Annotated in this window: 16 protein-coding genes and 1 tRNA gene; 6 read left to right on the top strand and 11 right to left on the bottom strand. The window is 67.4% G+C overall.

Annotation, left to right across the window (positions count from 1 at the left end):
* Positions 1-31 precede the first annotated feature (31 nt).
* Entirely contained in the window at positions 32-886 is an 855-nt protein-coding gene (gene pgeF / locus V5B60_RS00455; protein ID WP_332345093.1) for a peptidoglycan editing factor PgeF, read from the top strand.
* 107 nt (positions 887-993) lie between these two features.
* Here the strand turns inward: pgeF and V5B60_RS00450 are convergent, their stop codons facing one another.
* Positions 994-1,392, bottom strand: coding sequence for a hypothetical protein (locus V5B60_RS00450; protein WP_332345092.1), 399 nt, complete (start codon positions 1,390-1,392; stop codon positions 994-996).
* Positions 1,393-1,394: 2 nt separating this feature from the next.
* Here V5B60_RS00450 and phbB point away from each other — a divergent pair, with 2 nt between their 5' ends.
* Both phbB and phaR read left to right on the top strand, forming a co-directional pair.
* The gene (gene phbB / locus V5B60_RS00445) at positions 1,395-2,138 is read left to right on the top strand and encodes an acetoacetyl-CoA reductase (protein ID WP_332345091.1); all 744 of its coding nucleotides are present in this window, start codon (positions 1,395-1,397) and stop codon (positions 2,136-2,138) included.
* Between the two features lie 266 nt (positions 2,139-2,404).
* Positions 2,405-2,983 (top strand): polyhydroxyalkanoate synthesis repressor PhaR, encoded by a 579-nt coding sequence (gene phaR, locus V5B60_RS00440; RefSeq protein ID WP_332345090.1) that lies wholly within the window; start codon positions 2,405-2,407, stop codon positions 2,981-2,983.
* A gap of 112 nt (positions 2,984-3,095) precedes the next feature.
* On the opposite strand, the gene V5B60_RS00435 is transcribed toward phaR, so the two are convergent.
* The 6 genes from V5B60_RS00435 to V5B60_RS00410 all read right to left on the bottom strand — a co-directional run bounded on the left by V5B60_RS00435 (position 3,096) and on the right by V5B60_RS00410 (position 7,171).
* Complete coding sequence (locus V5B60_RS00435; RefSeq protein WP_332345089.1) at positions 3,096-4,304, bottom strand: sodium ion-translocating decarboxylase subunit beta; 1,209 nt, start codon at positions 4,302-4,304, stop codon at positions 3,096-3,098.
* A 97-nt stretch (positions 4,305-4,401) separates the two neighbouring features.
* Positions 4,402-4,800, bottom strand: coding sequence for an acetyl-CoA carboxylase biotin carboxyl carrier protein subunit (locus tag V5B60_RS00430; RefSeq protein WP_332345088.1), 399 nt, complete (start codon positions 4,798-4,800; stop codon positions 4,402-4,404).
* Between the two features lie 13 nt (positions 4,801-4,813).
* Positions 4,814-5,146, bottom strand: a complete 333-nt coding sequence (locus tag V5B60_RS00425; protein ID WP_332345087.1) for a hypothetical protein — start codon at positions 5,144-5,146, stop codon at positions 4,814-4,816.
* 24 nt (positions 5,147-5,170) lie between these two features.
* Positions 5,171-6,724 carry an acyl-CoA carboxylase subunit beta gene (locus tag V5B60_RS00420; protein WP_332345086.1) on the bottom strand — a complete coding sequence of 518 codons (1,554 nt, stop codon included), beginning with the start codon at positions 6,722-6,724 and terminating at the stop codon, positions 5,171-5,173.
* 36 nt (positions 6,725-6,760) lie between these two features.
* On the bottom strand, positions 6,761-7,000 hold the full coding sequence (locus V5B60_RS00415) for a hypothetical protein (protein WP_332345085.1): 240 nt from the start codon (positions 6,998-7,000) through the stop codon (positions 6,761-6,763).
* An 84-nt stretch (positions 7,001-7,084) separates the two neighbouring features.
* Positions 7,085-7,171, bottom strand: a tRNA-Leu gene (locus V5B60_RS00410).
* A 39-nt stretch (positions 7,172-7,210) separates the two neighbouring features.
* Here V5B60_RS00410 and rnr point away from each other — a divergent pair.
* The 3 genes from rnr to V5B60_RS00395 are packed head-to-tail and all read left to right on the top strand — an operon-like array spanning position 7,211 to position 12,792.
* Positions 7,211-9,442, top strand: coding sequence for a ribonuclease R (gene rnr / locus V5B60_RS00405; protein ID WP_332345084.1), 2,232 nt, complete (start codon positions 7,211-7,213; stop codon positions 9,440-9,442).
* A 2-nt stretch (positions 9,443-9,444) separates the two neighbouring features.
* Positions 9,445-9,945 (top strand): ferredoxin-type protein NapF, encoded by a 501-nt coding sequence (gene napF, locus V5B60_RS00400; protein ID WP_332345083.1) that lies wholly within the window; start codon positions 9,445-9,447, stop codon positions 9,943-9,945.
* 9 nt (positions 9,946-9,954) lie between these two features.
* A complete protein-coding gene (locus tag V5B60_RS00395; protein WP_332345082.1) occupies positions 9,955-12,792 on the top strand; it encodes an AMP-binding protein in 2,838 nt (945 codons plus the stop codon).
* 32 nt (positions 12,793-12,824) lie between these two features.
* On the opposite strand, the gene V5B60_RS00390 is transcribed toward V5B60_RS00395, so the two are convergent.
* The 4 genes from V5B60_RS00390 to napA all read right to left on the bottom strand — a co-directional run bounded on the left by V5B60_RS00390 (position 12,825) and on the right by napA (position 17,924).
* Positions 12,825-13,292: a nitrate reductase cytochrome c-type subunit gene (locus tag V5B60_RS00390; protein ID WP_034942719.1), complete on the bottom strand. Its 468-nt coding sequence runs from the start codon at positions 13,290-13,292 to the stop codon at positions 12,825-12,827.
* An 87-nt stretch (positions 13,293-13,379) separates the two neighbouring features.
* Positions 13,380-14,282: a quinol dehydrogenase ferredoxin subunit NapH gene (gene napH / locus V5B60_RS00385; protein ID WP_332345081.1), complete on the bottom strand. Its 903-nt coding sequence runs from the start codon at positions 14,280-14,282 to the stop codon at positions 13,380-13,382.
* Positions 14,279-15,268 (bottom strand): ferredoxin-type protein NapG, encoded by a 990-nt coding sequence (gene napG, locus V5B60_RS00380; RefSeq protein WP_332345080.1) that lies wholly within the window; start codon positions 15,266-15,268, stop codon positions 14,279-14,281. The genes napH and napG overlap by 4 nt, the downstream gene beginning before the upstream one ends.
* Before the next feature lie 133 nt (positions 15,269-15,401).
* On the bottom strand, positions 15,402-17,924 hold the full coding sequence (napA, locus tag V5B60_RS00375) for a nitrate reductase catalytic subunit NapA (RefSeq protein WP_332350360.1): 2,523 nt from the start codon (positions 17,922-17,924) through the stop codon (positions 15,402-15,404).

Below are 17,924 nucleotides of genomic sequence, written 5' to 3'. Positions count from 1 at the left end.
TGCCGCTGCGCGCTGCCGTTGCCGGCCGGCGATGAGCGGCGCCGGCTGGATCATTCCCGACTGGCCGGCGCCGGCGCCGGTACGCAGCCTGTTGACGACGCGCCACGACGGCGTCAGCCTGCCGCCCTACGGCAGCCTCAATCTCGCCGATCACGTCGGCGACGACCCGTTGGCGGTGGCCGCCAATCGGCGGCGGCTCGGCCAGCGGCTGCCGGCCCCGCCGTGCTGGTTGCAGCAAGTGCATGGCACGACGGTGGTCGACGCCGCGCTGGCGGTTGGCGCCGCCGCGCCCGCAGTCGCCGATGCATCGTTTGCCCGCGCGCCGGGCGTCGTCTGCGTCGTGATGACCGCCGACTGCCTGCCGGTCCTGCTCTGTGACCACTCCGGCAGCGTCGTCGCTGCCGCGCATGCGGGCTGGCGCGGTCTGCAGGCCGGCATCCTCGAGCGGACGGTCGCGGCGATGGGAGTACCCGCCGCCAGCCTCCTGGCCTACCTCGGGCCGGCGATCGGCGCGCAGGCTTTCGAGGTCGGCGACGAGGTGCGGCAGGCTTTCATCGCCACCGATCCGGCCGCGGCGCGTGCGTTCAGCAGGCTGGCGAACGGTGCCGGTACGGCCGCCGGCGGTGCGCCAGCCGGCCGTGATCCGCGGCAGTCGGACGGCGGGCGTGCCGGCGGCGGCTGGCTGGCCGATCTTTACCTGCTGGCGCGGCAGCGGTTGTCGCGGCTCGGCGTCGGGTCGGTTCACGGTGGCGAGCACTGCACGCTGCGGCAGCAGGACCTCTTCTTTTCCTATCGCCGTGACGGCGTCACCGGCCGCATGGCGTCGCTGATCTGGCTTGCCGGCGAGCGCCAGTCGGTTGCGTCGCCGGCGGGCCAGGGTGATTGATGCCGGTTCGCAGCGATTCCCTGACAGGCTCCCGGCACCACCTGCCGACCGCGGCTGGCGGGCGAAGACGAGCTTCCATGCATTGGCCTGGCGGGGCGACAGAGCGGTCAGGGTGGCGGGTCCGGCTGATCGCCAGCGGTAGCCTGCGCCGCCTTGCGGGCCGCCCGGCGCCGGCGCCCCGGCGCACCGAAGATCCAGAGCAGGAGGGCGAGCGGCAGGATGCCGTAGAACAGCAGGGTGAGGATGCCGGCGACGACATTGCTTTCGGTCAGGGCCATCAGCACGGTCACGTACAGCCAGGCGAGGGCGACGATGTGCATGCCGCGATTATAGGCGCGCCGAACCTTCGCTCGATGCGCGGTCACGACGCAGGCGGGCCGCGCGGCGATGCAGAAGCGAAAACTTTGCCTGCCGGCGTTGACAGCACCGATGCTGCAATGCAGAATCGCCGACGGCCTTAGTTGGTCAGGATAAGAGCGTTCAACCTTCAACAGGAAAGGAAACATCGATGACGCAACGTGTTGCATTGGTTACGGGTGCCATGGGGGGGATCGGTACCGCCATCTGCCAGGAACTGGCGAAAGCCGGTCACAAGGTGGTTGCTGCCTATCATCCGGAGTTCGACAAGCCGGAAGAGTGGACCAAGGCGATGGCCGAAGCCGGTTTCAACGATTTCATCTGTGTCGCCGGCGATGTTTCCGATTACGATTCCTGCGTCGCGCTGGTTGCCGAGGCTGAAGCCAAGGCCGGGCCGATCGACATCCTGGTCAACAATGCCGGCATCACGCGTGACAAGATGTTCGCCCGCATGGAGCCGGCGCAGTGGAATGCGGTGATTTCGACCAACCTCAACAGCCTGTTCAACATGACCAAGCAGGTGTCGGGCAAGATGGCGGAGCGGGGTTGGGGCCGCATCATCAACATCTCGTCGGTGAACGGTCTGCGCGGCCAGGCCGGCCAGACGAACTACTCGGCGGCCAAGGCCGGCGTCATCGGCTTCACCAAGGCGCTGGCCGCCGAGGTCGCTGCCAAGGGCGTGACGGTGAACGCGATCACTCCGGGCTACGTCGCGACGGCGATGGTCATGGCGATCAAGCCGGAGATCCTGCAGGGAATCGTCGACACCGTGCCGATGAAGCGCCTGGCGAAGCCGGAGGAGATCGGCGGCGCCTGTGTCTACCTCGCGTCCGACATCGCCGGCTTCATGACTGGTTCGACGATGAACATCTGCGGCGGTCTCTACTACCAGTAAGAGAAACTTTTTTCTGCCGTTCGGCCCAGACAGGCTCCAGATGGGGCCTGTTTTTTTTTGCTGGCGTATAATGGTGCTGCACCGCACCAAACAGCCGTGATGCTCGCTCGTTGGCCCGGATGGCAGGAGATCACGAGCCTGGCTCGTCGATCGCCGAGCGTGTCCGAGGCGGATGACTGCCGGGGTCCGGGCTGTCTGGGCGACCATCACGGCCCGGGCGCCGGCGAGCGTCCGCCGAGTCATCTCGAGAAGGAGGAAGGGTCGCCATGCCCGAGCAGCCGCGACTGATCAAGAAATACCCGAACCGTCGTCTCTACGACACCCGGACGAGCGCCTACATCACCCTCAGTGATGTCAAGGATCTGGTCCTTGCCCGCGAGAACTTCAACGTGCTGGATGCCAAGACCAGCGAGGACATCACGCGCAGCATCCTGCTGCAGATCATTCTCGAGGAGGAGGCTGCCGGCATCCCGCTGTTCACCACCGACCTGCTGGCGCAGATGATCCGCTTCTACGGGCACGCGATGCAGGGCGTCCTCGGCAAGTACCTGGAAACGAACATCAAGTCCTTCGTCGACTTCCAGAAGAAGCTGCAGGAGCAATCGCAGCAGCTCTACGGAGAAAGCAACAGCCAGGTGCACGCCGACATGTGGTCGCAGTTCATGAACTTCCAGGGCCCGGCGATGCAGACCATGATGGCGACCTACATGGAGCAGAGCCGCAAGATGCTGCATCAGATGCAGGATCAGCTGAAGACGCAGACGCGGACCCTGTTCACCGGACTGCCGTTGCCCGGTTTCCAGGCTGAAGCAGAGAGCCGGCGCGAAAGCGATGTAGACACCTAGTCGCAGCCTTCGCGGTCACTCGGCGCATTGCCGCCGCGGCCGCAGGCGACCGGCTGCCGCTTGCGCCGCAGCCGGCCGGCCAGGTTGTCGAACTGGCAGCTGCTCTGCGGCCCTACTGCCGCAGGAGCGCGATGAAGGTCGCGGCGATGATCGCCGATGTGATGACGCCGCTGATGTTGGCGCCGAGTGCCTGCGGCATGATGATGGCGCGGGCGTTTGCCGCGCTGGCAACCTTCTGCACGATCTTCGCCGTCGTCGGTACGCAACTGACGCCGGCAATGCCGACGATCGGGTTGAACTTGCCGCCGGACCAGAAGTAGAGGATGTAGCCGCCGAGCAGACCGCCCAGGGCCGAGATCGTCAGCGCCAGCATGCCGAGCAGCAGCAGCTTGAGTACGGTTGGTTCGAGCAGGGTGTTCGCTTCGCAGAGGACACCCAGCGTCAGGCCGAGGAAGAAGGTCGCGGCGTAGAGGAACACCTCGCTCAGCAGCTTGGTGAAGGCGTCGATGCCGCTCTCGCGCACCGCGACGCCGAGGAAGAGCGAGAAGAAGAGCGGTGCCGCCACCGGAAACAGCAGGCAGAGCAGCGTACAGGCGACGACGGCGAAGGTCAGCTTCTGCTGGCGGGAGATCTTCGGCCCGCGATCCTCGACCATGCTGATGCCGCGGATGTGCTCGGGCACCAGCCACTTGATCAGGTACGGATAGGCGCCATAGGTGAGGCCGAGGTAGAGGTAGCCGACGACGGTGATCGGGACGAAGAGATCCTTGGCCAGGACGAGCGAGGTGAACAGCACCATCGGCCCATCGGCACCGCCGATCGTCGCCACTGCCGCCGACTGGCCCTCGTTCAGGCCGAGGCCGACGGCGATCGGGAAAACGGCGATCGTCCCCAACTCCGCGAAGAGGGCGATGATCATGCTCTGGAAGGGGCGCGCCATGACATAGCCGACGTCGAGCAGGACGCCGATGCCCATGAACACCAGACAGGCGATCAGGCCGTTGCTGAAGGTCAGCGTGTAGACCGGCTGCAGCCAGTCGATCTGCATGATGTTCATCAGGTCGATCGGGTCCGCCAGCAGCGGGTCGACGAAGAGCGTTCCCATGCGTTTGGCGTCGAGGAACATCACGCCGGCGTTGACCGACGACATGCCGAGCCCCATCGGAATCATCAGCAGCGGCTCGAGGACGTTCTTCGAGCCCAGGTAGATGAGCAGGAAACCGAGCAGCATCAGGAAGATGCGCCCGAACATGATCTTCGGTTCGGAGGCCGCCAGCGTGGCGATGCCCTGGAACAGATCGAGAAAGTTGATGCCTTCCATACGCGTCAGTCCTCGCGCCGGGTGCCGAGGTCACAGCCGGCCGGCGCAGCGAATTGCAGGCGGCAGGAAAGAGCTTCCTGCCTGTTGCTCAGCCGGTTCAGCCGATCGTCACCAGCGGCTGCCCGCCCTCGACCGCGTCACCGGGCGCGACGAGAACGCGCGTCACCTGGCCGCCGCGGCTGGCAATGACCGGTGTCTTCATCTTCATCGCTTCGAGCACGAGCAACTGATCCCCGCTGGCCACCGTCTGGCCGACCTTGACGAGCACCTCGACGACGACGCCCCCCATGCCGGCGACCTCGTCACCGGCGCCGGCGACAGACGCCGCAGCCGGAGCCACCGCAGCCGGTGCCGCAATGCTGGCGCTCCCCGCCGCTGCCACCGGCGCCGCGACAGCCGGCGCCGCGACAGGCGATGCCGACTGGCCGGCGGTGAGTTCGAGCACGGTCACGTCGTACTCGCGTCCGTTGACCGTGACCTTGAATTTTCTGGGCATGTTCTTGCTCCTGTTATCTGCTGCCGCGGCCCGCAGACCCCGGCAGGTGTGAATGATGTTGGGCGGCGCGTCCTTCGCTGGACCAGCCGTGGCTCGCGGGCGCAATGTGCAGGATGCGGTGCGGGCCCATCGCGGCGAAGATCGCTGCCGAGAGGGCGGCGACGTCCTCGTCGGGAACGCCGGGGCCGACCGGGCAGACCGTGCCGGTGGGCATCTCGACCGGCCTGGACTTTTCGGCGCGCGCGGTCAGCACCACCATCAGCTTGATGATCACCGCGACGATCATCGAGATGACGATGGCGATGCCGTAGACCTGCAGGGACTTGATGATTGCGGCAGTCAGCATGATGCGGGTTCCTTTGCTCGCCGGTTACATGGGAATGTTGCCGTGCTTCTTGGCCGGCCGCATCTCGCGCTTGTCGAGCGTCTTGCGCAGCGCGAGTGCGACCATCCAGCGCGTGTCCTGCGGCTCGATGACGTCGGTGATGTAGAAGTTGCTCGCCGAGACGTAGGGTGAGGCGAACTCGTCGCGGTACTCCTGCGCCAGCTCGGCGGCCCTCGCCTGGCGATCCTCGGCCTGCTCGAGTTCCTTGCGATAGAGGATCTTGACCGCTGCTTCGGCGCCCATGACGGCGATCTCGGCCGTCGGCCACGCATAGACCATGTCGGCACCCATTTCCTGCGCGCACATCGCCAGGTACGAACCCCCGTAGGCCTTGCGCAGGATGACGGTGATCTTCGGCGAGGTGCAGGATCCGTAGGCCGAGAGCATCTTGGCGCCGTGGCGGATGATGCCGCCGCGTTCCTGCTCGACTCCGGGCAAAAAGCCCGGCACATCGACGAGGGTGACCACCGGCACGTTGAAGATGTTGCAGGTGCGGACGAAGCGCGCCACCTTGTCGGCGGCGTTGAGGTCGAGGGCGCCGGCCATCACCATCGGCTGGTTGGCGACGAGGCCGATGACCACGCCGCTGATCCGCGCGAAGCCGACGATGACGTTGCGCGCGAAGCCGGCATGCACTTCCAGCAGTTCGCCCTTGTCGACCAGCCGGCGGATGATCGAATACATGTCGAGCGGCTCGGAGGGGCTGTCCGGGATGCAGTCGTTGATGCCGGGGTCGTCGAGTTCCTCGATCGGCACCGACAGGTCGTGCGGCGGATCCTCGGTATTGTTCGCCGGCAGGTAGGAGAGGATCTGCTTCACCAGCGTGATCGCGTGCCGGTCGTCCTCGGCGACGAAGTGCGCGTTGCCGCTGACCGTCGAATGCATCTCGGCGCCGCCGACCTCGGCCATCGTCGTCGCGCGGCCGGTCACCGCCTTGATGACTTCCGGACCGGTGAGGAACATGTGCGCGTTGTGCCGCGTCATGATGACGAAGTCCATCAGCGCCGGCGAGTACGCCGCGCCGCCGGCGCAGGGTCCGCAGATCACCGCGATCTGCGGCACGACGCCGGAGAGCAGGACGTTGGTGTAGAAGACGTCGCCGTAGCCCGAGAGGGCATCGACGCCCTCCTGGATGCGGGCGCCGCCGGAATCCTTGAAGGCGACCAGCGGCACCCCGGTCTTCAGCGCGTGGCGCATGATGCGCGTGATCTTGCGCGCCTGCATCTTGCCGAGCGTGCCGGCGACGACATTGAAGTCCTGGCTGAACGCCGCGATCTGCAACGTTCCAAAGTAGCCGTTGCCGGCGATGACGCCATCGGCCGGCAGCGTGCGCCCGGCAAGGCCGAAGGAGGTCGCGGCGTGCGAGGCATAGAGCCCGAGTTCCTGGAAGGTGCCCTCGTCGAAGAGGGTCAGAAGCCGTTCGCGGGCGGACAGCAGTCCTTTCGCGTGCAGGGCTTCCAGCTTCTCGGGGCTGACATGGTCAATCAGCTTGTCGCGCTTGGCGCGCAGCTTGTCGATCAACTCCGGTTTTATGGTCATGTGGATTCCTATCGGTGTCTGAGCCTGAACTGATTCTCATTTTTCAGCAGCGACCTGCTGGCGAGCTCCCGGCAGCGTAGTATCCATACTTTGCCTTGTGTTGACTAGTGGTTCGAAAAAAATTCTTTCCTGTTGCGCGATCGGGAGCGGCCGCACGCGGCGGCGGCCGGAGCCGTCGGCGCGTCCCGGCGAACCGATTGCCGCGGCAATCCGGCCGTCCTGGCGTAGAATGCGAAGCTGATGCGGGGAACCGATGCCGGCGAGGATGCCGGTCAATGGGTGGACGACAGAAACGCAAAAGCCCCGAAGAAAGTGAGCTTTCTCGGGGCTTTCGAATCGTCGGGCTTGAGTTGTTGCGGCTGGTGCCCAAGAGAGGAATCGAACCTCCACGGTGTTGCCACCACTAGGACCTGAACCTAGCGCGTCTACCAATTTCGCCACCTGGGCATTTCCAGCGAAGCCCGAATTCTATAGGAACATCAGCAGATGTCAATGACCAGCCTGTCGGCGATCCGCCGCCGCGATCCGCAACTCGAGCGTGAGCAGAAGCGCTACGAGCAACCGCTGCCGTCGCGTGAGTACATCCTGCAGGTGCTGGCCGAACAGGGCAGGCCGGTCGCCTGCGAGGCGCTGCAGGAGTTGCTCGACATCCAGGACGAAGAGTCCGGCGCCTTCCAGCGCCGCCTGCGGGCGATGGAGCGGGAAGGACAGCTGTTGCGCAACCGCCGGGAGTGCTACCTGCTGCCGCAGCGCGCCAGCCTGATTGCCGGTCGGGTCGAGGGGCATCCCGACGGTTACGGCTTCCTCATTCCCGATGATGGCAGCGAGCATCTGTCGCTCGAAGCGCGGCAGATGTCGAAGGTGCTGCATCGCGACCGGGCGCTGGCGCGTGTCGTCGGCGTAGACCGTCGCGGGCGCCGTGAGGCGGTCATCGTCGAGGTCCTCGAGCGCGCCAACAGTCGCGTCGTCGGTCGCGTCCTCGTCGAGCATGGCATCACGCTGGTGGTGCCCGAGGACCGGCGAATCAACCAGGACATCCTGATTGCGCCGGAAGATGTGCACGACGTGCGTGCCGGAGCGGTGGTGACGGTCGAGATCATCGAGCAGCCCGATCGCCATACCAAGCCGCTGGGGCGGATCGTCGAGGTGCTCGGCAACTACGCCGATCCCGGTATGGAGATCGAGATCGCGCTGCGCAAGCACGCGCTGCCCTTCGAGTTCTCGCCGGCGGCGCTGGCTGAGGCGGCCAGCCTGCCGGAAATGGTGGCCCCGCATTCCTGGCAGGGGCGCGTCGACTTGCGTGCGCTGCCGCTGGTGACGATCGACGGCGTGACGGCGAAGGATTTCGACGACGCCGTGTTCGCCGAGCGGCAGGAGCATGGCTGGCGACTGGTGGTGGCGATCGCCGACGTCAGCCACTACGTGCAGCCTGCCTCGGCGCTCGATCGCGCCGCCTGCGAGCGCGGCAACTCGGTCTACTTCCCGCGGCGGGTGATTCCGATGTTGCCGGAGAAACTGTCGAACGGCCTGTGCTCGCTGAATCCGGAAGTCGACCGCCTGGCGATGGTCTGTGACATGACGATCGACGACGCGGGCGGGATCGGCGGCTACCGTTTCGCCGAAGCCGTCTTCCGTTCGCACGCGCGACTCACCTACGACGAAGTGTGGAGTTGGCTGTCGCAGGCGAGCGAACCCGCGGACGAGCGCCATCGCCGCCTGCTGCCGCATCTGCAGGCGCTCTACGCGCTCTATCGGGTGCTCGTCGAGGCGCGTGGCAAACGTGGTGCGATCGACTTCGAGACCATCGAGACGATGATGCTCTTCAACGACCAGGGCAAGATCGAGAGCATCGTCCCGGTAGTCCGCAACGATGCGCATCGGCTGATCGAGGAGTGCATGCTCGCCGCCAACGTCTGCGCCTCGGACTTCCTGCAGGTGCGGAAGCAGGCCTGCCTGTACCGGATTCACGAAGGCCCGACCCCCGAGAAGCTGGACGCCCTGCGCCGTTTCCTCGCCGAGTTCGGCCTCGCGCTCGGTGGCGGCGACGAGCCGTCGGCACGCGATTACGCCGACCTGCTGGCGGGCATCCAGGGTCGTCCCGACGTCCAGCTGCTGCAGACGGTCATGCTGCGCTCGCTCCGCCAGGCCGTCTACAGTCCCGACAACGTCGGCCATTTCGGCCTCGCCTACGAGCACTACACCCATTTCACCTCGCCGATCCGTCGCTATCCCGATCTGCTGGTGCATCGCTCGATCAAGGCGGCGCTCGCCGGCGGAACATACACGCCGGGGAAATGGCAGGAGATCGGCGTGCACTGTTCGCTGACCGAGCGCCGGGCCGACGAGGCGACCCGCGACGTCGCCAACTGGCTCAAGTGCTATTACATGCGCGAGCGGATCGGCGAGACCTTCGCCGGAACGATCGCCGCCGTCGTCCCCTTCGGCCTCTTCGTTGCCCTCGACGAGGTCTACGTCGAGGGTCTGGTGCATGTCTCGGAACTCGGCGACGAATACTTCCAGTTCGACGCCACGCGTCACCAGATGCTGGGCGAACGCAGTGGCAAGCGCCATCGCCTGGGCGACCGCCTGGTCGTACGGCTGGTGCGCGCCGATCTCGAAACCGGGCGCATCGACTTCGTCCTCGCCGACGCATCGCCGGCCGCCGCGCCGGCTGCCGGCGCGAAGCGCGACGGCAGGCCGGGCGGCTCTGCTGCCTGAAGATGGGCGAGGCACTCAGCCGCCGCAACTTCCTGCGTGGCCGTTTCGCTGTCCGCGTGCCGCCGCTGCGTCCGCCGTGGGCGCATGCCGGTGTGGACTTCGCGCAGCTGTGCACCCGTTGCGGCGACTGTGCAGCCGCCTGTCCGACGCGCGTCATCGTTGCCGGCGACGCGGGCTATCCGACACTCGACTTCGCGCGTGGCGAGTGCAGCTTCTGCGGTGCCTGCGTGGCGGCCTGCCGGAGCTGCGCGTTGCAGCGGCAGGATGGCCAGTCGCCGTGGTCGCTGCGCGCGGCGATCGGCGATGCGTGCCTCGCGCGACAGCGGGTCGAATGCCGCGTCTGCGGCGATCTCTGCGCGGCGGCGGCGATCCGCTTCCTGCCGCAGCGGGGTGGCGCTGCGCTGCCGCTGCTCGACGCGACGCGCTGCACCGGCTGCGGCGCCTGCGTCGCCCCTTGTCCGGCGCGGGCGATCGTCGTTGCCGAGGGCAGCGATGTCGGCTGAGCGGCTGCGATGAGCAGCGATCGGCACGACGAGGCCGGGCCGGCCGACTCGGCGGCGGCCGACGCGTCAGCGCGCCTGCTGCGCGTGGTCAGCCTGCTGGTCGAGGAGACGCGCCCCGGCCGCGCCGGCCGCGTCGGCCTGCACAGCCACCTCGAACGCGATCTCGGGCTCGACAGCCTGGCGCGCGTCGAACTCCTCCTGCGCGTCGGCAGCGAATTCGGCCGCTCGCTGCCCGAGGCCGCACTCAGTGAAGCCGAGACGCCCGCCGATCTGCTGCGCCTGATCGACCGCGCCGGTGCTGCGACGCTGCCGGTGGTCGCCATGGACCGGGTTGCCGCCGGCGGGCCGATCAGTCTTCCCGAGCGGGCAGAGACGCTGGTCGACGTCCTCGAGTGGCACGCCGAGCGCCAGCCGGGGCGGTGTCACGTGCTGGTGTACGGTGACATCGATGCCACCACCGGCGAACCGCGCTGCACGCCCCTGTCGTATGGCGAACTGCTCGTCGAGTCGCGCCGCGTCGCCACGGCGCTGGTGTCGCGCGGCCTGCAGCCGCGGCAGGCGGTGGCGTTGATGCTGCCAACCGGTCGCGACTATCTCGCCAGCTTCTTCGGCGTCATGCTCGCCGGTGGCATCCCGGTGCCGATCTACCCGCCGGCGCGGCTGGCGCAGATCGAGGACCACCTGCAGCGGCATGCACGCATCCTGGCGAATGCCGAAGCCGTGTTCATCATCACCGTGCCGCAGGCGAAGGGCGTCGCCGCCCTGCTGCGCGCCCAGGCACCGACGCTGAGCGAAGTGCTGACGCCCGACGAACTGTCGGCGGTGGCGATGCCGCTGCTCTACCGGCCGGCAGCGAGCGACACCGCCTTCCTGCAGTACACCTCGGGCAGTACCGGCGACCCGAAGGGCGTCGTTCTCAGCCATGCCAACCTGCTCGCCAACCTGCGGGCGATGGGCGAGGCCGTCGCCGTGACCAGTGACGACGTCTTCGTGTCCTGGCTGCCGCTCTATCACGACATGGGCCTCATCGGCGCCTGGTTCGGCTCGCTCTACTTCGGCATGCTGCTCGTCCTGATGTCGCCGCTCGCCTTCCTCTCGCGACCGGTGCGCTGGCTGCAGATGATCTCGCGGCATCGCGGCACGCTGTCGCCGGCGCCCAACTTCGCCTATGACCTGTGCGCGCGCAAGCTCGCCGACGCCGATCTCGCCGGGCTCGATCTCGGCTCGTGGCGGCTGGCGCTGAACGGCGCCGAGCCGGTGAGCCCGGCGACGCTGCAGGCCTTTGCCGATCGTTTCGCTCCCTGCGGACTGCGGCGAACGGCGATCACGCCGGTCTATGGCCTCGCCGAATGCTCGGTCGGTCTCGCCTTCCCGCCGCTCGGGCGCGGGCCGCGCATCGACGTCATCGAGCGCGCCGCGCTGTTGCAACGCAAGCTCGCCGTGCCGGCGGCTGCCGAGGCCAGCGATGTCGTGCGCGTGCCCGCCTGCGGTCGCCCGTTGCCGCGGCACGAAATCCGCATCGTCGGCGCCGACGGTGGCGAACTGCCCGACCGGCAGGTCGGTGCGCTGCAGTTCCGCGGCCCGTCGGCGACCGCCGGTTACCACCGCAATCCGGCGGCGACGCAATCGCTCTTCCGCGACGGCTGGCTCGACTCCGGCGATTTCGCGTACACCGTCGAGGGCGAGATCTACCTCACCGGGCGGGTCAAGGACCTGATCATCCGCGGTGGCCGCAACCTCTATCCCTACGAACTCGAGCAGGCGGTCGGCAACCTGCCCGGAGTGCGTCGCGGCTGTGTCGCGGTCTTCGCCAGCAACGACCCGGTCAACGCCAGCGAGCGCCTGGTCGTCGTCGCCGAGACCCGCGAGGAGGATCCGCAGCGACGCGAGGAACTGCGGCAGATGATCAACGAGGCGGCAGTGACCGCGATCGGCCTGCCGGCCGACGAAGTCGTGCTGGCGCCGCCGAATTCGGTGCTCAAGACCTCCAGCGGCAAGATCCGCCGCAACGCCTCGCGCGAAGCCTTCGAACGCGGCCTGCTCGGCGTCGCCGGCGCCAGTTCCCGGCGGCAGCTCGTGCGCCTGGCGATCGCCGCCGGGCAGGCACGCGCGGCCGACGCCGCGCGGAGATTCGCGCGGCGAGCCTACGGCGCCTGGTGCTGGACGGTCTTCCTGCTGCTCGCGCTGCCGGTGATGGCGCTGGTGCTCGCCCTGCGCTCACCGCCAGCCGGCCGACGCATCGTCCATCATGCCGGGCGCGCCTTCCTGCGCCTCGCCGGCATGCCCGTACCCGTCGTCGCCGCTGGCGCCCTGCCGGCCGGACCCCACCTGCTGCTGGTCAACCACTGCAGCTATCTCGACTCGCTCGTTCTCTGTGCCGTGCTGCCGCCGGCTGCCGCCTACAGTTTCGTCGCCAAGCGCGAGTTCGTCGGCCAGCCACTGGTGCACGCCTTTCTGCGTGCACTCGGAACGCTCTTCGTCGAGCGCTTCGATGCGCTGCGGAGCGTCGAGGATGTCGACGAGATCATCGCCGCGCTGGCGCGCGGGCAGAAGGTGCTCGTCTTTCCCGAAGGCACCTTTTCGCGCGAGGCCGGGCTCAAGCCCTTTCGCATGGGCGCCTTCGTCGCCGCCGTGCGCGCCGGCGTCCCGGCGCTGGTCGGTGGGCTGCGCGGGACGCGCAGCGCCCTGCGCGACCGCACCTGGATGCCGAGGCGTGGCCCGCTCGCCTTCGGCCTCGGGCCGCTCCTGCCGCCGCAAGGTGACGACTGGGCGGCGGCGGTGCGGCTGCGCGACGCCTGCCGCCGGGCCATGTTGCCGCTTTGCGGCGAGCACGACCTCGAAGCCTGAGTCCGTGCCCACCGCCCGCCGACGAGACGCGATCAGTTCTTCTTGACGACCTTCTTGACGGCATCACCCTTGAAGGTGTTGTCGACCAGCGGCGGCGCGTCGACCTGCGGCACGTGGCACTGCACGCAGTTGTAGCGACCACCGGTGGCTTCGGCGTGCTTCTTGCCGTCACGGTCGACGAAGTGGCTGTCGCCGATCTTCGGCGCGTTCTTCTTCCTGTAGGTCGCGGCCGAGTGGCAGTCCATGCACTGGTTGCCCTCGAGGTTGATCTCGTCGAAGTTCTCGACGGCGTGCGGAATGACCGGCGGCTGCGTGCTGAAGGTCCGTGCCACCGGTGCTTCGGTGCCGGGCCGCTTGCCGACGTAGGTCTTCACCTCCGGCGCCTGGTCGGGGGCGGCAACGTCGGCGCCGCGCATTGAACTCGCGCTGTCGGCAGCAAACGCCAGCGCTGCCAGGGAGCTCGCGGCGATCGCCAGGATGAGTTTCAGTGACTGGTTCATGGTTGGCGTTTCCTCCACTTCAAGGGATGGTTGCAGGCGTTGCGACGGATTGGCATGCGGGCTCTGTTGGCGGTGATTACCCGGCTTTCAGCTGGCGGCGGTCGACGACGGCGCTGCCGGCTGCGCGCCGTCGTCGGGGTGATTGTTGAAGCGCGGCCCGAAGGCGAAGACGTCCTTCGAGCAGACATCGATGCAGCGCCCGCAATTGGTGCAGTTGGCGGCAAGGATCACCGGTCCGCGTCCCTGGCCGGCGCCCTTCAGCGCCGGGCGGATGACCTGCGGTTCCGGGCAGACCTCGAAACAGTCCATGCAGTCGTTGCACGCCGCGCGCTTCGCGGCCGTCACGCGCAGCGGGCTCCACCTGGCGAGCAGGCTGTAGAACGCGCCGACCGGACAGAGGTGGCCGCACCAGCCGCGGCTCATGACGAAGAGATCGAAGACGAAGACCGCCAGAGCCAGCATCCAGGCGGCGCCGAGACCGAAGATCAGGCCGCGCTGCAGCATCGACACCGGATTGACCAGTTCCCAGGCGATGCTGCCGCTGAGCGCCGCGAGCAGCAGCGTCATCGCCAGGATCCAGTAGCGGGTGCTGCGCGCGACGTGCGCGCTGCCGCGGATGCCGAGGCGGTCACGCAGCCAGCCGGCGAGGTCGGTGACCGCATTCAGCGGGCAGACCCACGAGCAGTAAACGCGACCGCCGACGAGCAGATAGAAGGCGAGGACGATCGCCGCGCCGATCAGCCCGAGTCTTTCCGGCCGGTGGCCGGCGAGCAGGGACTGGAGCAGGACGTAGGGGTCGGTCAGCGGCAGCGTGTCGAGGGTCAGGCTGTAGGCGAGATTGCCCTTGACGAGCCAGATTCCGGCCAGCGGACCGACGAGGAAGAGGGCGAGGATCGCGACCTGGCACAAGCGCCTGGCCAGCAGCCATCGGTGCGCTGCCAGCCATCCCTTTTCCGCCACCGCTTCGGCACCGGCGCGACGGCCGTTCATCGCCCGGCCTCCATCGGCAGCGTCCTGCCGCCGGCACCCTTGCCTGCCGCCGTGGCGCCGCCGTTGCCTGTCGGCGCCGTACCACCGAGGCCGGGCGGCAGGCTGGGAATGAGCTGCGCATCGCCGCTTCCCGGCATCCCCGGGGGCAGTCGTTCGCTGCCCGGATCGAAGTGTCCGTCGAGCTTCATTCCATCGGGCAGGCGGTCGGGCAGGTCGACGATGCCGCGCTCCTCGACCAGCGAGTGACCGCCGGCCTTCCTTTTCTCCTCCCAGCCGAGGCGGTAGTGTTCGCCGAGCGATCCCTTGATCAGGGGCGCCGGCAGCACCCTGATCGATGCCTCCTCGGTGACGCACGCGTTCTCGCACTTGCCGCAGCCGGTACAGTGCTCGGAATGCACCGTCGGAATGAACATCGTGTGCCGTCCGGTACGCGTGTTGGGCCGCAGTTCGAGCGTGATCGCCTTGTCGATGACCGGGCAGACGCGGTAGCAGACGTCGCAGCGCAGGCCGAGGAAGTTGAGGCAGGTCTCCTGGTCGGAGAGGATCGCGAGCCCCATTCGCGACTGGTTGATGTCGGTCAGCGAATGGTCGAGGGCACCGGTCGGACAGGCCTTGACGCAGGGGATGTCCTCGCACATCTCGCACGGCCCGCTGCGCGCGGTGAAGTGCGGCGTACCGCTGGCGACGGGCGACTCCGGTCTCGCCAGCGCGAGAATGTCGTAGGGACAGTCGCGCACGCACATGCCGCAGCGGATGCACGCACCCAGGAAGTCCTCTTCGGCGCCGGCGCCCGGCGGACGGATCGCCAGCGGCGGTCGCGCCAGCGCGTTGCGCTGGTAGCCGGCGAGGCCGAGACCGAGGATGCCGACGCCGCAGAGCAGCCGCGCCGTATCGAAGACGAACTGGCGACGCGCCGGCGACCGCGTGCTGTCGCTGCCGGATGCGCTTGCCCCGCGCTGACGGGGCTGGTCGGAGGTCCTCGACATGGCTATGGGCTACCTGGGCATGGCGGTTGCAGCGGGCGCTGCAGGAAACCCGGGCAGCCGCTGGGCGGGCAATGATCCGCCCGCCCGGGCACTCCCTGATTGTTTCGCTGGCGCCGCCGCGGCCCGCAGTCACTCAGGCCTTGACCACCTTGCACGCACACTTCTTGAAGTCGGTTTCCTTGGAGATCGGGCAGGTGGCGTCGAGCGTCAGCTTGTTCACCAGCCGGTGCTCATCGAAGAACGGAACGAAGACCAGGCCGACCGGCGGCTTGTTGCGCCCGCGCGTCTCGACCCGCACCTGGATCTCGCCCCGCCGGGTGCTCAGCTTGACGACGTCGCCGCGCTGCAGGTTGCGCTTCTTCGCATCGTCCGGATGCATGTACAGCCAGGCATCGGGCATCGCCTTGTAGAGCTCGGGAATGCGGCGGGTCATCGACCCCGTGTGCCAGTGTTCGAGCACGCGGCCGGTGCACAACCAGAGGTCGTAGTCCTTGTCGGGCATCTCGGCCGCCGGCTGGTAGGGCAGGGCGAAGATCACCGCCTTGCCGTCGGGATGGCCGTAGAACTTCACGCCCTCACCCTTCTTCACGTAGGGATCGTAGCCCTCGCGGAAGCGCCACAGCGTTTCCTTGTTGTCGACCACCGGCCAGCGCAGGCCGCGCGCCTTGTGGTAGACGTCGAAGGCGGCGAGGTCGTGCGCATGACCGCGGCCAAACGCCGCGTACTCCTCGAACAGACCCTTCTGCACGTAGAAGCCGAGCGCCTTCGACTCGTCGTTGTCGAATCCCTTGTAGGTCTGGCTGAGCGGGAACCGGTCGGCCTGGCCATTGGCGAACAGCACCTGGTAGAGCGTCTTGCCCTTGTACTCCGGATTCTTCTCGAGCAGGGCGGCCGGCCACACCTCGTCGGTGGTGAAGCGCTTGGAGAACTCGATGTACTGCCAGAGGTCCGAGCGTGCCTGGCCGGGCGCCTTCACCTGCTGCCGCCAGAACTGCGTGCGGCGCTCGGCGTTGCCAAAGGCGCCTTCCTTTTCCATCCACATCGCCGCGGGCAGGATCAGGTCGGCCGACATCGCCGACACCGTCGGGTAGGCGTCGGAGACGACGATGAAGTTGTCCGGATTGCGCCAGCCGGGGAAGATCTCGTCATTGACGTTCGGACCGGCCTGCATGTTGTTGGTCGTCGTCGTCCAGTAGAAGTTGATCTTGCCGTCCTTGAGCAGGCGGCTCTGCGCGACGGCGTGCGCGCCGATCCAGTCGGGGATCGTTCCCGCCGGCAGCTTCCACACCTTCTCGGAGGCTTCCCGGTGCTTCGGATTCATCACCACCATGTCGGCCGGCAGGCGATGCGAGAAGGTGCCGACCTCGCGCGCCGTGCCGCAGGCCGAGGGCTGTCCTGTGAGCGAGAACGGGCTGTTGCCGGGTTCCGAGATCTTGCCGACCAGCAGGTGCACGTTGTAGACCATGTTGTTGACCCAGGTGCCGCGCGTGTGCTGGTTGAAGCCCATGGTCCAGAACGAGGTGACCTTGACCTTCGGATCGGCGTAAGCCCGGGCCAGTGCCTCCAGCCTGTCCTTCGGCACACCCGAGAGTTCGTGCGCCCGGTCGAGCGTGTACTCGGCGACGAAAGCCTTGAACTCGTCGAAACTCATCGGGCTGGCATTGTTCGGGTTGCCCTTCGGCTTGCCGTCCTCGCCCGGATAACCGTTGTTCATTGCCACCTTCTCGAGCGGGTGGTTCGGCCGCAGGCCGTAGCCGATGTCGGTGACACCCTTCTTGAAGTTCACGTTGCGGGCGACGAAGTCCTGGTTGACCGCGTTGTTCTGGATGATGTGGTTGCAGATGTAGTTGAGGATCGCCAGGTCACTCTGCGGTTTGAAGATCAGTTCGTTGTCGGCGAGTTCGGTCGAGCGGTGGCCGAAGGTCGAGAGCACGTGGATCTTGACGTCCTTGCCGGTCAGCCGACGGTCGGTGACGCGCGACCAGAGGATCGGGTGCATCTCGGCCATGTTCGAACCCCAGAGAACGAACGCGTCGGCGTGTTCGATGTCGTCGTAGCAGCCCATCGGTTCGTCGATGCCGAAGGTGCGCATGAAGCCGGCGACCGCCGACGCCATGCAGTGGCGCGCGTTGGGATCGATGTTGTTGCTCAGCAGGCCCGCCTTCATCAGTTTGGCGGCGGCGTAGCCCTCCCAGATCGTCCATTGGCCGGAGCCGAACATGGCGATGTTGCGCGGGCCGCCCTTCTTCATCGCCGCCTTGCACTTGTCGGCCATGATGTCGAAGGCCTGCTCCCAGGAGATCGGCGTGAACTCGCCATTCTTGTCGAACTTGCCGTCCTTCATGCGCAGCAGGGGTGTCGTCAGGCGGTCCTTGCCATACTGGACCTTCGACAGGAAGTAACCCTTGATGCAGTTCAGCCCCTTGTTGACCGGCGCGTCCGGATCGCCCTGGGTGGCGACGATGCGACCATTCCGGGTGCCGACGAGAACGCCGCAGCCGGTGCCGCAGTAGCGGCAGGCGCCCTTGTCCCAGCGGACGCCATCATCCGCCTTCGCCGCGGCCGCCTGCACCAGGCCGGGAACGCTGATGCCGGCGACGCTGGCGGCGGCGGCAACCGCCTGGCTCTTGATGAAGTCACGACGGGTCAGGCTCAG

The organism is Accumulibacter sp., from assembly GCF_036625195.1.
Taxonomy (GTDB): Bacteria; Pseudomonadota; Gammaproteobacteria; order Burkholderiales; family Rhodocyclaceae; genus Accumulibacter.
This window is presented reverse-complemented; position numbering and strand designations above follow the sequence as displayed.

Bases quoted from the DNA above. Each gene is read 5' to 3' on its own strand.
- V5B60_RS00420 (WP_332345086.1), bottom strand. From the start codon at position 6,724: ATGACCATAAAACCGGAGTTGATCGACAAGCTGCGCGCCAAGCGCGAC.
- napH (WP_332345081.1), bottom strand. From the start codon at position 14,282: ATGAACGGCCGTCGCGCCGGTGCCGAAGCGGTGGCGGAAAAGGGATGG.
- phaR (WP_332345090.1), top strand. From the start codon at position 2,405: ATGCCCGAGCAGCCGCGACTGATCAAGAAATACCCGAACCGTCGTCTC.
- rnr (WP_332345084.1), top strand. From the start codon at position 7,211: ATGTCAATGACCAGCCTGTCGGCGATCCGCCGCCGCGATCCGCAACTC.
- V5B60_RS00430 (WP_332345088.1), bottom strand. From the start codon at position 4,800: ATGCCCAGAAAATTCAAGGTCACGGTCAACGGACGCGAGTACGACGTG.
- phbB (WP_332345091.1), top strand. From the start codon at position 1,395: ATGACGCAACGTGTTGCATTGGTTACGGGTGCCATGGGGGGGATCGGT.
- V5B60_RS00435 (WP_332345089.1), bottom strand. From the start codon at position 4,304: ATGGAAGGCATCAACTTTCTCGATCTGTTCCAGGGCATCGCCACGCTG.
- pgeF (WP_332345093.1), top strand. From the start codon at position 32: ATGAGCGGCGCCGGCTGGATCATTCCCGACTGGCCGGCGCCGGCGCCG.
- napF (WP_332345083.1), top strand. From the start codon at position 9,445: ATGGGCGAGGCACTCAGCCGCCGCAACTTCCTGCGTGGCCGTTTCGCT.
- napG (WP_332345080.1), bottom strand. From the start codon at position 15,268: ATGTCGAGGACCTCCGACCAGCCCCGTCAGCGCGGGGCAAGCGCATCC.
- V5B60_RS00390 (WP_034942719.1), bottom strand. From the start codon at position 13,292: ATGAACCAGTCACTGAAACTCATCCTGGCGATCGCCGCGAGCTCCCTG.
- V5B60_RS00395 (WP_332345082.1), top strand. From the start codon at position 9,955: ATGAGCAGCGATCGGCACGACGAGGCCGGGCCGGCCGACTCGGCGGCG.
- V5B60_RS00425 (WP_332345087.1), bottom strand. From the start codon at position 5,146: ATGCTGACTGCCGCAATCATCAAGTCCCTGCAGGTCTACGGCATCGCC.
- V5B60_RS00450 (WP_332345092.1), bottom strand. From the start codon at position 1,392: ATGTTTCCTTTCCTGTTGAAGGTTGAACGCTCTTATCCTGACCAACTA.